Source organism: Nostoc sp. KVJ20, from assembly GCF_001712795.1.
Taxonomy (GTDB): Bacteria; Cyanobacteriota; Cyanobacteriia; order Cyanobacteriales; family Nostocaceae; genus Nostoc.
Window position 1 is genome coordinate 1 of record NZ_KV757756.1, and the last position, 15,149, is coordinate 15,149.

Annotated in this window: 9 protein-coding genes; 2 read left to right on the forward strand and 7 right to left on the reverse strand. The window is 42.1% G+C overall.

Annotated elements, in window-relative coordinates:
• Positions 1–477 precede the first annotated feature (477 nt).
• On the forward strand, positions 478–3,042 hold the full coding sequence (ptsP, locus tag A4S05_RS35005; protein WP_069074390.1) for a phosphoenolpyruvate--protein phosphotransferase: 2,565 nt from the start codon (positions 478–480) through the stop codon (positions 3,040–3,042).
• A gap of 429 nt (positions 3,043–3,471) precedes the next feature.
• Here the strand turns inward: ptsP and A4S05_RS35010 are convergent, their stop codons facing one another.
• The 3 genes from A4S05_RS35010 to A4S05_RS35020 all read right to left on the reverse strand — a co-directional run bounded on the left by A4S05_RS35010 (position 3,472) and on the right by A4S05_RS35020 (position 6,738).
• A complete protein-coding gene (locus tag A4S05_RS35010; RefSeq protein ID WP_069074362.1) occupies positions 3,472–3,861 on the reverse strand; it encodes a hypothetical protein in 390 nt (129 codons plus the stop codon).
• Positions 3,862–4,086: 225 nt separating this feature from the next.
• A complete protein-coding gene (locus A4S05_RS35015; RefSeq protein WP_069074363.1) occupies positions 4,087–4,383 on the reverse strand; it encodes a hypothetical protein in 297 nt (98 codons plus the stop codon).
• Between the two features lie 261 nt (positions 4,384–4,644).
• A complete protein-coding gene (locus A4S05_RS35020) occupies positions 4,645–6,738 on the reverse strand; it encodes a TonB-dependent receptor plug domain-containing protein (protein ID WP_069074364.1) in 2,094 nt (697 codons plus the stop codon).
• Between the two features lie 452 nt (positions 6,739–7,190).
• Between A4S05_RS35020 and glgX the strand changes: the two genes are divergently transcribed.
• Positions 7,191–9,317 (forward strand): glycogen debranching protein GlgX, encoded by a 2,127-nt coding sequence (gene glgX, locus A4S05_RS35025; protein WP_069074365.1) that lies wholly within the window; start codon positions 7,191–7,193, stop codon positions 9,315–9,317.
• Between the two features lie 113 nt (positions 9,318–9,430).
• Here glgX and A4S05_RS35030 read toward each other — a convergent pair whose 3' ends face one another.
• From A4S05_RS35030 to A4S05_RS35045, 4 genes are all read right to left on the reverse strand, one after another.
• Positions 9,431–10,966 (reverse strand): iron uptake porin, encoded by a 1,536-nt coding sequence (locus tag A4S05_RS35030; protein WP_069074366.1) that lies wholly within the window; start codon positions 10,964–10,966, stop codon positions 9,431–9,433.
• Between the two features lie 185 nt (positions 10,967–11,151).
• Positions 11,152–12,132, reverse strand: a complete 981-nt coding sequence (locus A4S05_RS35035; RefSeq protein WP_069074367.1) for a phosphotransferase family protein — start codon at positions 12,130–12,132, stop codon at positions 11,152–11,154.
• Positions 12,133–12,188: 56 nt separating this feature from the next.
• A complete protein-coding gene (locus A4S05_RS35040) occupies positions 12,189–13,985 on the reverse strand; it encodes an ABC transporter ATP-binding protein (RefSeq protein ID WP_069074368.1) in 1,797 nt (598 codons plus the stop codon).
• Positions 13,986–15,146: a glycosyltransferase family 4 protein gene (locus tag A4S05_RS35045; RefSeq protein WP_069074369.1), complete on the reverse strand. Its 1,161-nt coding sequence runs from the start codon at positions 15,144–15,146 to the stop codon at positions 13,986–13,988.
• Between the last annotated feature and the right edge of the window lie 3 nt (positions 15,147–15,149).

Below are 15,149 nucleotides of genomic sequence, written 5' to 3' on the forward strand. Positions count from 1 at the left end.
CAAGGCTAGGAATAGTAATACTTTTACCTCCTGCCTTCTGCCTCCTGCTATATATGGTCATGCGATCGCAACTCATTAGCCTTAAACAACTTTTTGGGGAATTGCGGTCAAGCAAGGATAAATCCTCTAATCAATTTTTTGCTTTTTTGGCTGCCGATTCTGAGTAGTTTTTGGATTGTCCAAACTTTTAACCGAAGGATCAGCCTTTTTTAATATTGTGGCGGGATAATTTTGATGGTGATGTCTCGATTAAGTTGTACGATGGGAACAAACTTATCCAAAACATTTCTTCCCCTACTGCTAGCGATGGAGTTTATGAGTGGACACCACTTATTTCAGTAAAAGAAGGCTATTTTATTCGTATTGATAGCTGGAAAGACCGGAATATTTTCGGGCAGTTGCAATTGTAGCAGAATGGGAAAATGAAACGGATAACTAGCTAAACGCAAACCTCTCAACAAGGTTGACGCTGTGGCATTGATCGGAATTGTTATTGTTTCTCACAGTAAACAACTAGCCTTGGGTGTGCGGGAACTTGCCGCGCAGATGGTTCAGGGCCAAGTTTCCATTGCTGTTGCAGCAGGTATTGAAGATCCGGAAAATCCATTGGGTACAGATCCCATTCAGGTTTATGAAGCGATCGCTTCTGTATTTTCTGATGATGGTGTTTTAGTGTTAATGGATTTGGGTAGCGCTTTGCTGAGTGCAGAAATGGCAATCGAGTTTCTCCCAGAAGCACAGCAGCAAAAAGTGTATTTGTGTGAAGCACCTCTAGTAGAAGGCGCGATCGCTGCTGTGGTAGCTGCGGCGGCTGGTAGAGATATTCATCAAGTTATGGCGGAAGCACGCGGCGCACTCCAAGCAAAAGCAACTCAATTGGGTGTAGTTAGTAGGCCGTTGTCAACTGTCACCCCAGCAACAACTAATGTAGAATCACCAACGCGAGAAATCCGGCTGATTGTCAACAATCGCTTAGGATTACACGCCCGTCCCGCAGCGCAGTTTGTCGCAACCGCCGCCCGGTTTCAATCGCAAATTCTGGTGCGAAATTTAACCAGAAATACTGAACTAGTCAGGGGCGACAGTATTAACCAAGTCACAACTTTAGGGGTGCGTCAAGGACACGAACTGCTGATTACTGCCACTGGTTCTGATGCAGATGAGGCGATCGCAGCATTACAGACATTATTCACAAATAATTTTGGTGAGGCAGCCCGGTCTTGTTGTTCCAACAAAGAGGGACTGCCGAACCCGGAGGGTGAAGATAATGTTGTCTTCAATTCTCCACCAGCATTTCACCATGAAGTTACCCCAGCAACTCACGGTGAACTTTCGGGAATTGCAGCTTCTCCAGGAATAGCGATCGCACCTGTTATTCATTATCAACGCACTCACATTTCTATTACGGAATATCACGTAGATGATCCTGATGCAGAGTGGCAACGACTACAAGCGGCAATTAATACTGCCAGACAGGAAATTCAAGCGATTTTTTCACAAGCATCTCTGCAAATTGGTGACGCTGAAGCCGCCATCTTCGATGCCCAATTACTATTTTTAGAAGATCCAGTACTGTTAGAAGCGGCTCATCAACGCATTTTAGAAAACCATATAAATGCTGAATCAGCTTGGCAAGCTGTAGTAGATGAAGTAGCGACTTCCTACCGCACACTTGAAGATTCTTACCTGCAAGAGCGAGTTGACGATGTTGTTGATGTCGGGCAAAGGGTACTGCGATTACTAGCTGGGAATGCTGCGGCTAACCTGCATCTTGAGTCACCGGCGATTTTGGTGGCGACTGATTTAACCCCCTCAGATACCGCTGGATTAGATCCGACAAAGGTGTTGGGTATTTGTACTACTTCTGGCAGCGCCACTTCCCACAGTGCAATTATCGCTCGGACATTGGGCATTCCCGCAGTCTTGGGAGTAGATGCCCAGGTGTTGCACTTGGCAGATGGCACACTGATGGCACTTGATGGTGAAAGTGGCAGAGCTTGGGTAGAACCAGAATCAGATATCCTGGATTTACTGGCAACAAAACAGTCAGCTTGGCAAACTGCTCAACAAGAAGCACGCGCGACGGCGCACCAGCCAGCAATTACTCTTGATGGTCGGCAAATTAGCGTTTTTGCCAACATTGGTAGTATAAATGATGTCCAAGTTGCTGTGGCTAGCGGTGCAGAAGGTGTGGGATTACTCCGCACCGAGTTTCTATATTTAGATCGGACAAGCGCCCCCACTGAAGAAGAACAACTAGCAGTGTATCAGGCGATCGCCCAAATTTTAGATAATCGTCCGCTAATTATTCGTACCTTAGATATTGGTGGTGATAAGCCACTTCCATATATCAGAGTCGGGTTTCCAGAAGCTAACCCTTTCTTAGGTTGGCGGGGAATTCGTTTCTGTTTAGATCATCTGGATTTGTTCAAAACTCAGTTACGGGCAATTTTGAGAGCCAGTGTAGGGCATCAAATTAAGATCATGTTGCCAATGATTGCTACTGTGACAGAGGTACGTGCAGCTAAGGCAATTTTGAGTGAAGTGCAGACTGAACTAAATCAAGCTGGTATTGCCTTTGATGCCGCGATGAAAGTAGGAATTATGGTGGAGGTTCCCTCAGCAGTTGCGATCGCAGATCAGTTAGCCGCTGAAGTAGACTTCTTTAGTATAGGGACTAACGATCTGAGTCAGTACGTCATGGCTAGCGATCGCACTAATCCCCGCGTGGCAAATTTAGTTGATGCGCTACACCCGGCGGTGTTACGCATGGTACAGCAAACTATCAAAGCTGCCCATACGGCGGGAATTTCGGTAGGATTATGTGGAGAATTGGCAGCAGATACTTTAGCAACACCAATTTTATTAGGTTTAGGACTGGATGAATTGAGCGTGAATCCTCAAAGTATACCTGGAGTGAAGCAAGCGATCGCTCGGTTAAGTATAGTTGAAAGTGAAGCGATCGCGGCATCAGCATTACAACAAGATTCAGCAGTTCATGTCAGAGAGCTAATCTCAACTTCAATTACTCCCCCTGCGTAATTCGTAATTCGTAATGACGCTCGTGGACTCGCTACCGCTGCGCTAACGTAATTCGTAATTGAATTAGTTGGAGTCTAAGAGATTGTTTGAAAAGTGTTTCGCTGTGACTTTAGGCACTTTTCGATCCCCCTAAATCCCCCTTAGAAAGGGGGACTTTGATTCTGGTTCCCCCCTTTTTTAAGGGGGGTTAGGGGGGATCTAAAACTATTTAATACCGACAAAAGGACTTTTCAAACATCCTCTAAGCTCGACTTTATCCAAAATTAAGAACTTAGTTTTCTTTCTACGCCAAAAACCTTAAACTGTGTAGGTTGGGTTTCGTTCCTCAACCCAACCTACAATTTTTCTTAACTGAACCGTATTGCACCAAAAAAGACAATTACGCGCGAGTATTTCCCCAATAATTACGAATTACGAATTACGAATTAGTTAAAATCTGATTCCCAGTTGTCCGTTAAAACCACGAATAGAATTGTAACCAGCACCAACAAAAACGTTATCAGTAGCACCTACCTGAACACCACCTGAAACTGCAACACCTTTATCCTCTGAATAAAGTCCAACTCCTACATAAGGTGAAATTACAGGTAAACTGATAAATTTCAAAACATCTACTCCCGTAGCACCATCAGGGCCAGTTCCAATCTCAACCCCGAAATCCAAAGCTCTAGCTCCCACAGCATAGGTTACATCACCATCTTTTCCACCAACTGAAACCCAAGGTTGCGGTATAAGTTGAGCCGATGCTTGACTTGGGGCAAATAAAGCTAACAAACTTATCGATGTAATTAATGTTTTAGCAATAATCGTTATTTTCACGTTGTTTTCCTACACTAACTGCTGCATTTTAATTGTCTTCTCACAACTACCCTTGCTTCAGCACTACTGTTCACCAGGGTTTGTCTATGATGGCTAATCGTGACGGATTAAACCTCATTTGAGTGCCCGATGAGTTCAAGCATTATTTTGATAATGTTATATTAATTACAGCGGTATGTAGCTTTACCCTTTTCCCCAAAACCCGACAAGTATTGCTATGCATCCTTACTCAAAAGTGGACACATCTCGCAGCAAACTAGGAATTTCCCCTTGAGATAAAGGAAACTCCAGCAAAGTTTCTCTAAGACCCAAATATCCAGATTCAGCAAACGACAAAAGCATTCGTGAAAGCGCTAGCCAAACCTCCGATTCGTATTCCCAATCACGATAACGCGAAGCTTTACCAGCAATTGAACGTAGCGCCCAGAAATAAGAGTTCCGCACCACCGAACCACCCTTCTTAAACTCTGGTAAATCTTCATGGTGAATAAAAAGCACTTTATTTTCAATTCTGGCTCTCATAGCAATTTTGAATTTTAGATTTCGGATTAAAAGTAAATTTTAAATAGGGTGCGTTGATTAATTATTGTAGAGACGGCGATTCATCGCGTCTCTTGCCTTAACCGTAGAGTTTGTTACGACTTTAACCTAACGCACGATGTTATATTGCGGTGCCTCCTCTTTACCAAAAAGCTCCTCTTATCTCTGTGTTCTCTGCGCCTCTGTGGTTCAATAAATAACTTTTAAACCGCAGAGTCACAGAGAACGCAGAGATTTTACCACCTAAAAATTGGCGTTTAAACCCACACGAAAAGTGAATCCAGGGCTATAAATGCGATTAACTCGCTCATATTGCTCACCGAGGAGATTTTCTAAGTAAACTGTCAATCCGACATTGCTAGTTAAAGGTACACGACCGCTTAAATCTAAATTAACGAAAGATGGGGCAAAATCTGTAATCGTGTCACCAGGGTTTGTAAAGAAGGCTCTGCGAGTGCCACTATTGTAGGTAACATACAAATTAGCGTACCAACCTGAATTTTGATAACCCACGCCAGTTTGCAGTACAGAGTAAGGAATCAAACCTAACTGTAAACCTCTCTCTGAGCCTGTTTTTATTTGAGCATCTGTATAAGTATAGTTGAGGAAAGTTGACCAGCCGGCTGCAATTCTTAATTGCAATGCAACCTCTAAACCATTGGTATCCACTAGTCCAATGTTTTCCCATCTGCCGGCGATGACTCCCAAGCGATCGCTTATACTACTACCAAAGTAGGTAAATTGCCCAATCAGATTTTGAGAAAAATTGACATCTACTCCCGCACTCCAAGTAGAACCAGTTTCCGGTCTTAAATCAGGATTAGGTTCCCAACCATGAACTGTATCATAAACATACAACTGATCTAACCCCGGATTACGTTGTCCCCCTGCCCAACTTCCCCGCACTGCTACTATTGGTGTGACGGCATAACGTAACCCAACACTAGGATTGAGATAATTTCCAAACTGGCTGTCAAAGCTTTGTCGTAGCCCTAAATCTACCAGAAAATTATCGCTAATATTCCAAGTATCCACAGCAAATAAAGCTGTATTGAACAAACTCCGATCTTCAGTTTCGTTATTGGCAATTCTCGCAGGATTTGTACTCAAAACATCACCGGTTAAATAGGTGTTTTTCAAATCTAATCCCCAGCGCAATTTATTATTGGAAGTAACTTTCCACTCATGATCTACTCTGGCTGTAAGTTGTTGTGTATCTAAAGCTCCTGTACGGTAAAATGCACCTGTAGGGCCATAAGTGCTGAAATAATCTCGGTTATAACCAATTGAGGTTGTCAGGTTAGAGCTTTCCCCATTACCTAATCGAGTTTTCCAAGATAAGCCAACGTTTAAACCATCATGGTCTAATCTATCTCTTTGCAGAGGAAACCCGAAATAAATTAAGCCGCGACGACTGCTGAGTGCAGTAACATCTAAATTCAATGAATTTTTTTTATCTACATCTACTCCAATGCTACCAAAGTAGGTACTTGTAGCTGTGTCTGCATTCGATAAAAATCCCTGTTCATCACGATTCGCAGCACCTACAGGGACGCGGTAACGGTTATCTATAAAGAATCTTTCAAAGCTAAAGTTGTACTTAACTTTATTAGATGAACCACCATAAGTCACTTGCTGATTATTTAAACTCAATGAGCCAAATTCTGCGCTAGCGCTCAATTTAGGTTTGCCATAACCTTCCTTGGTAATGATATTTACCACTCCCCCAAAGGCTGATGAACCATACAAAGCGGAGGCTGTACCGCTATATAATTCTACTCGTTCAATCGACTCTACAGGAATGCTATTTAAATCAGTTCCACCATGATAAGTGTTGACATTATTGTTAATTGGTCTGCCATTAATCAAAAATACAGACTGATTAATTGAAGCTCCGCGATAGTATGTACCTGTGTGAATATCTGCACCATGACCTACGTCATTGATTGCAAAACCAGGCATTCTTTTCAAAATATCGGCTAAACTTGTAGCGCCCTGCTTTTGAATTTCTTCCTTATCAATTACGTAAGTTGGGGTAGATTGAGGTAAGTTGTCTGGTTCTGCGATCGCTTCTATGGTAATGTCTGTATCATCTGTATAATCTGGCTCTGTTTCTGGCTGAGTTTCTGGATTAACCTCACCCGGTGCAGATTGTTGAGTTAATAATTCGGCATTAGTAGCGGGTAACTCAATTTCGCTCAAACTCGGAATATCTGAAATGACTTCGGTTGATTTATCAGTATTTCTCTGCTTAATTTCGCTCTCAGCAGCAAAGCCAGGAAAGGCTATCAGTAAACTCGGTAAAGCAACTGTTAGCAACAAAAAATCCTTTTTCACGTTCTCTTTCACACCAAGTAAAAACAGTCACCACGTAGCATTGTTGCTGTAATAGTAAAATCGTGTCAAAAGACACGCTGTCATATTTCCACAGTTCAGCTTAGACAGCAGGGTGAGAAGTTGATGCAACAGTGAGGGTTTAACACCCTTGCTTTTTAGCGTTGGTGTTCGCGTAGTGTCTCGGCATCGCTTACTGAAGCGGATTGCACAGGGTGTTACAGACATAGCAGTTTTCCTCCAGCCTCTTTCCCTACGCTTCAATTTATCAGACTTAAGGAATAGATATTTATATTACTAATGATAGAGCAAATAATATTATTTAGAAGTTACATTGTAACGTTAGTGATTTTAACGAATTATTAGTAACTTTAAGTTTCAACTAATTATTATTAATTATTCAAAAAAATCTAAGTTGACTATTTACTGAAAAACTAATTATTGAAAATTTACTTATGTATGTAACTTTATGGCCAGGGAATGTATATCCTTTAGGTGCAACTTGGGATGGGAAAGGGACGAACTTTGCTTTATTTTCGGAAAATGCAACAGGGGTAGAGCTTTGTTTATTTGATAATGATGACGAAGAAATTCGCGTGCTTTTGACAGAAAAAAACAATTTTGTGTGGCATGGCTACTTACCAGGAGTTGGCCCAGGTCAAAAGTATGGATTTAGAGTACATGGGGCATGGGCACCGGAAGTAGGTCATCGATTTAATCCAAACAAACTATTGATTGATCCCTACGCTAAGGCAATTGACGGTGAATTTAGTAACGATCCAGCCGTCTTTGGCTACTCTCTAGACGCTCCAGAAAAAGACTTAATTTTTTCTGAAATAGATGATGCCAAAATAATGCCCAAGTGTGTTGTGGTTGATCAATCTTTTGATTGGGAAGATGATAAACGGCTTAATACACCTTGGCATACAACTGTTATTTATGAAACTCATGTCAAAGGTTTTACTAAACTACATCCAGGTATTCCAGAAGAGTTGCGTGGCACTTATGCAGGGTTGGCGCATCCGGCTGCAATTCAACACTTACAGCAATTAGGAATTACAGCAGTTGAGTTGATGCCAGTACATCACTTTCTATCTCATCCAGGACATTTAGAAGATAAAGGATTAAAGAATTACTGGGGCTACGATTCCATCAATTATTTTGCCCCCTATTCTAGTTACAGTGCTAGTGGGACTGCGGGAGAACAAGTCACTGAATTCAAGCAAATGGTCAAGGCATTACATTTTGCTGGAATTGAAGTGATCTTAGATGTAGTCTACAACCACACTGGCGAAGGAAATCATTTAGGGCCAACGCTATCTTTGCGAGGTATTGATAATTCTGTATATTACCGTTTGGTAAAGGATGATCCTCGCTACTACATGGATTTTACAGGCTGCGGTAACTCTCTGAATGTGCGCCATGCTCAAGTTCTGAAGTTAATCATGGATAGCCTGCGCTATTGGGTGACAGAAATGCATGTAGATGGCTTCCGATTTGATTTGGCCTCGGCGCTAGCACGGGAATTATATGAAGTAGATAACCTATCAGCTTTCTTTGATATTATTCACCAAGACCCAATCTTGGCAGATGTGAAACTGATAGCTGAACCTTGGGATTTAGGAGAAGGCGGCTATCAAGTCGGGAACTTTCCACTGCGTTGGTCTGAGTGGAATGGTAGATATCGGGATACAGTACGAGATTTTTGGCGTGGTGTAGATGATAGTTTAGGACAATTTGCTTACTGTTTTACCGGTAGCCCTGACCTATATCAAACAAACGGGCGTAACCCAAATGCAAGTATTAATTTCATCACTGCTCATGATGGTTTCACGTTGAATGATTTGGTCAGCTACAACGAAAAGCATAACGAAGCAAATGGGGAAGATAATAGAGATGGTGAAAGCCATAATAGATCCTGGAATTGTGGTGTAGAAGGCGAAACCGACGATCCAGAAGTGATGCGTTTGCGCGAACGGCAACGACGAAACTTTTTAGCAACTCTAATGCTATCTCAAGGTGTCCCAATGCTATTAGAGGGAGATGAAATTGGCTGTAGTCAAAAGGGAAATAATAATGTCTACTGCCAAGATAATGAGATTTCCTGGCGACATTGGGATTTGCATAAAGCGAACGCGGATTTACTAGACTTTACACGCGAACTAATTAATTTTCGCCATCAGCATCCAGTATTCCGCCGACGTAAGTGGTTTCAAGGTCGCCCCATTCACGGTTTAGGAATTAATGATATTGCTTGGTTTAATTCTGATGGCAGTGAAATGACTGAGAAGCAGTGGCTAGTTAGTTATGCCAAAGTAATGGAGATTTTTTTGAATGGGCAGGGAATTGCTACTCCAGGCGATCGTGGTGAGCGGATTATTGATGAAAGTTTTCTGCTATTTTTTAACGCTCATTATGAGTTAATTGAGTTTGCTTTACCCAATGAATTTAAAGAAAAGGTATGGGAGATAGTAATTGACACTAATGAACCTCGCTTTTTAGATCGGGGAAAGTTAGTTTCAGGTTCTCAAAGTGTACCAGTTACAGATCGATCTTTGATGGTATTACGCCTGATCAGTTAGCAGTGTGAGGAGAAAAAATACCACTCGAACGTCCCCCTTAGAGGATGTTTTAAAAGTCCTCTGGTCGGTAGAAAAACCTTTTAAATCCCCCTTAAAAAGGGGGACTTTGATAGTTAAAAGGTAAACGTTGTCCGAATCGTACCAACATAAATTTTGTCGTTACTATTATCATTTTCGGGATTCGTGATGACAAATAAACCCGGAGTTATCGCTAGATTATCTGTGATTTGCAGGTGGTAAAAAGCTTCTAGATGTAAAGATGTATCCTCATCTTCAAAGGTATCGCCGAAACTATTATCAGTTACTTTAGGCGGTTGACCTACCACAAATCCGGCAAAGCTATCTTCTTGCCCAATATCTTTGATTGATAGTAGTAACGCCCATGTGGAGATAAAAGCATTTGGGGTTGCTGTTAAATCTTCTGCTTTGGCATGAATAAAACCAACTCGGCCCCCAAGAGTGATACTTGGGTTAAGTTGCCAAGCGGCTTCTGCACCAAAGGAATTAGCAGTAATGGCATCTGCCTGATTATTAAAAGGATTGTTGGTTAATTCGCTGCCGGTTCCGGTATTCACATTATTGTAAGAGTAGATATAGGTAACGCTAAGTGCTGTTGTTTTGGTGGGTTCAAGTGTGATTTGAGCGATCGCACCATGAGGACTAGCAAAAATTCCCCTCTCTGGATTAGCTGCATCGCTGGTGAGGTATGCCAATGAAAGATTCAGAGAGTCATTTAAATTATGAGAAATACCGATACCTGCACCGCCACCTTGTCGTCGAATCGGATTTTCTCGTCCAAATGTAGAAATTGATCCGTCTCCACTACCGCTAAACAGAGGATTGACACTAGGAACAAAATCGCCTAATCCTCCTCCCAAAGCGTACAAAGTTATACGAGTTTGCTTACCTAGTGGAAATTTATAATCTATCTCATCTATTTCCATCTCATTGTCATCGTCGCCATCAAATCCCAAATTGGCCATTTTAGTTCCGGTGAAATCTGCCAATTCTGGTGTGTTGCGTCCTTGCAAGCGTATTTGCAAGTTGTCTTTACCGGTAAAACTTGTCTCTAAGCTAAGACGGACGCGATCGCTCAACACTAAATTATCATTGATTGGCTTGGTTCTACTGTTGGCTTTTTTTCCACCAGCAACTCCAGTCATCGCAAAGATAATCTCTCCCTCTAACTCGACTTGAGGCGAAAACTGTTGTGCTTGCAATGCAGCCACTTTGTTTTCTAATAAATCGATGCGATTTCTAAAAGTTGCTAATTCTGCCGAAAACTCTACTTGTAATTTTTGAATGGTAGTTAAGGTTTCTCGATTTATTTTACCATTACTGATTAACTCATTTATGTGTATGATGCAAGCATTTAAATTAGTAGCAAATTGATATCTAGTCAGAGTTTGATTGTTAGTTATTTTATTGTGGTTAGCGCAGTTATATTGCTCAGTCAAAGCTTGTAGTGTTTTAAATTCCCAACTCTCAGCACTAATATCAGATAATTGAGAAACTGATGTGATTTTATTTAATTGATTATTTTCTCTTATCGCTGCCTTAGTCGTTGCATTAGCTTTATTTATGCTGCTCAAAGTAAGGAAGATAATTAAACTAATCAAGCGAATTTTCTGCCAAAAAATCAAACCCATCAATACTATCTCCTGAAAATACTACCAGTTTGCAAAAATAGGGTGACAGGTCTTTCAAGACGTGATGAATCGCGTCTCTACATGAGGGTGAGGGTTTTGTTGCTCATTCTGAACTTTATTTAAATTGGCTGGGTGTTGGTCTGTATTGCACTTAACCCAGAAGCTCTATAATTACGAATTACGAATTACGAATTACGAATTATCCCAAGTCGCTGTTCACACAGATTTAATAGTGCTTCTGTAAAAGGACGACGTTCTGGAAATTGGGTGCTGATATATATATGTCGGACTAAAGTTAGAGTGGTATAGGATTGAATTGCTGTGAGGAATTCATCGCTTGTAAGCTGAATAAATCTTTCAGTTAAAACATTTTCATACTCTTGTAATGCTTGAGAATTACCAAAAGTACGAAGGCTGTATTCTTGAATATGAGCAATAAAATTACCGATATCAAGCGCCGGATTACCTTCACAATATAAATCTAGGTCGATGATATACAACCGAGAATTATTAATAATCACTTGATCGGGATAAAAATCACGATGGATACCACAATGTTTTATTTCTGGAGTGTTTTCTCCTAAATGATTACTTGCTTCTAATATTCTCTCTAAACGTTCTTCCCATTGTGGATATTGTTGCGTAACTAATGGAATCCGCTCATGCAAAATTCGCAGTTCATCTGACATAGTATGAGAACGACGAGGAAGAATATTAGTTTGGTGCAATTTATGGGCAGCTTCAGCAATTAGTTTTGCGGGTAAAATACTGTCAGTTTGTGATAGAAATTGAGTAGCAATAACCCCTTCAACCTTACGCTGCAACCACATTTGCCATTCAGGAATTACCCCAACAGGTTCAGGTACAGAAATTCCATCAGGACTATCATCACCAAATCCCGCTGACCATAGAAATTTCTGTAACTCATAACTATGAAAATCCGTTCCCTTAGCCCTAACCTTACCAATGAGCGTAATTATTTGTCCATCATCATTAATCAATTCATATTCAATCAAACAACGCCGCCCCAACTTATGACGAATAACCCGGACTTTCTGTACACGACAATTTGCAGCGATCGCTAAACACCGTCCAAAACACTCTTCCACCCGCAACCGATCAACCGCATCCGCCAAAAAAGGCATCTTCCCATCACTAAAGTCCATACTCTGCGTACCTCTGCGCTTACCTCAGCGTCCCTCTGCGTTAAAAAACATCCCTTCTAAACCCTCAAAGAAGCCTGCACTTGATACAAAGCCGCATAACGCCCATTCTGTTGCATCAATTCCAGATGAGTACCTTGTTCCACCACCTGCCCATTTTCCAGATAAAGAATCATATCTGCGCGAGTTGCCAGATAAAGATCGTGAGTAATTAAAAAAGTCGTGCGATTTTCCGACAATTGTTGCAGCGCATCAATCACAGCCTTCTCATTACCCTTATCTAACCCCGTAGTAGGTTCATCTAAAATCAGGATAGGAGCTTGACGAATGGCAGCACGAGCGATCGCAATTCTTTGTCTTTGTCCCCCAGAAAGGGTTGCGCCTCTTTCCCCTACAAGGGTGTCGTATCCTTGTGGTAAAGCTTGGATAAAATCATGAGCGTTAGCTAAACGAGTCGCATCTTCGATTTCGGCATCAGACACCCCGGCAATCCCGTAGGCAATGTTTTCTCGAATACTAGCAGCGAATAAGAGACTATCTTGCAAAACTACACTAATTTGCGGACGTAATGATGCTAATGTATATTCTCGAATATCCCGCCCATCAATCATTACACGCCCTGCTGTTGGATCGTAAAGCCGTAATAATAAACTGACTAATGTAGACTTACCACCACCAGAAGTCCCAACGATCGCAACTTGTTGTCCTGGTTGAATGTTTAAGTTGATTTCTTGCAGTAGAACTTGTCCTGATTCATAGGCAAAGTGGACGCGATCAAAACGCACTGCACCTCGGAAAATCGGGGCGGGGATTGCATCTGGCAAATCATAGACATCGGGTTGCTGATTTAATACATCTAAAATGCGCTCACTAGAAGCCGCAGCTTTCGCCAGTCGTCCAGTGTATTTAGCGAAGTTCTGCACTGGCTTAAAGGCATTCTTTAAGTAGGTGAGAAATACCAGCACATCCCCAGGTGTTAAAGCATCCCGCAGCGCCAGCCAAGAGCCGTACCATAAAACGATCGCTGTTCCCAATGCAATCACAGCATCAACAGTACGTTCTAAGTGAGCCGCCAGGCGTTGAGTTTTGACGCTTTCTTTGAGACTACGTTGATTTTGTTGAGCAAATACGCGTGCAAAAGCATCTTGCAAGGATAAGGCTTTCACTAATTTAATGGCAGCAATGGACTCAGCCGCCGTCGCCGCCACAGCACCTTCTTGGTGGCGTTGCTTTAATGAGGAATCTTTAATTCGCTGGCTGAGTCGGTTAGTAACTAGCCAAAATAACGGTAGCGTGAAGAGTGAAAGTAGGGTCAGGCTGGGATTCATCCAAAACATTACCCCAATCATCCCAAATAGAGTCAGAATGCTGACTACTAGCGGTAATGCTGCCGTAATCATAATTTCTTGGAGACGGCTAGCATCGCTACTGACACGGATAATTAAATCACCGCTACGCGCTTTGGTGTGATAAGCCAAAGATAAATCTTGCAGATGGCAATACAAATGATTACGCACTTTTGCCATAACTCGGCTACCAACTGTTGCTAATCCGACGGTACTCCAATAGGCAGCAAGGGCGCGTAAGCCTGTAATAAGTAAGACGGCAACGGCTGAAAATGTCAGTAATGTTATCGGTTCTAAACTAGCAATGACGGGAATATTATTTATCTTGTCGCTGCGAAGAAGAACATAATCAAAGACAAACTTGAGCGGCCAAGGTTCTAATACCCGGAGTCCGACATCTGCAATTAAAGCGATCGCAGAAATCAAAATTAGTCCATATTGTGGACGAATGTCAGGCCAGAAATAAACCAGGATTCCCCACAAACCAGGAACATTTTGAGCTTTTGGCATTTATCGTTTCACCTCCATCGGCAATGGAGATGCTATGCGGAGAATTTGTTGAGCGATCGCATCCCAAGTATGATGTGCGATCACCGTTTGCCGCGCCGCCTGTCCTAAACTATGACGGAGAGTAGGCGATCGCCACAATTTTTCTAAAGCCTCTGCTAAAGCGATCGCATCACCTGGAGGACAAAGAATACCATTCACCCCTGGATCAATTAAGTCTGCCAATTGTCCAATTTGACTCACAACTACAGGCAAACCAGCCGCCATATATTCATACACTTTCAATGGTGAGAAGTAAAAATCAGATTGTGCGGCGTAGGGTGCAACGGCGACATCCATTGCTGCTAAAAATTGAGGAACTTCATCAGGATTCACCGCACCAGTAAATTGAGTATGAGCATCTAATCCCCGCGCAGCTAATTCCATTTGCAGATTTTCCCGTTCCGGGCCATCGCCAACAATTAAAAGTTTGGCATTGGGAACACGTTGATGCAGTAAACTAAAAGCTTCTGTGAGAATTGGCAATCCATGCCACGGTTTCAATGTGCCGACAAATCCCACTGTAAAAGTTTCTGGTTCAGTTGCCGGACGAAGGGCAGAAAAGCGGTGAGGATTCACACCATTAGGAATGACATGAACTTTGCTACTGTCCACATAATTCATTAAGTAAGTTTTCACTGCATCTGAAACGGCAATCAGTGTTGTAGCTGCTGAAAACACCCGATTTGCCACTTCTTCGGCACTTTGGCGATCGATCAAACCCCGATGCTGTGCTTGTTCTGTAATCAGAGGCGAATTTACCTCCAACAAACCGGGAATTCCCATAGCTTGGGCATATTCCATCGCGCTATAACTCCAAAGAGAATAACGCTCATAAATGAAGTCAAAAGGGCCAAATCTTGCCAAATTTAAACGTAAATCAGGATTGATCGCTAAAGCAACTTGCTCTCGCACCGCCCGTTCTAATTTGGGGATAACTGGGAGTTGATGAACAACAACATTAGCTAAATCTGCGGGTAATTCTCCCCCAATCCGAGTAGCAAACAATGTGACTTGGCTACCTTGCTTTTGCAACGCTCGAATCACCTCTTGGACATGAATCGAACATCCTTTTTGACCAAATACAGGTATACCCGGATCGGCACAAATGTATGCAATTCGCATTTT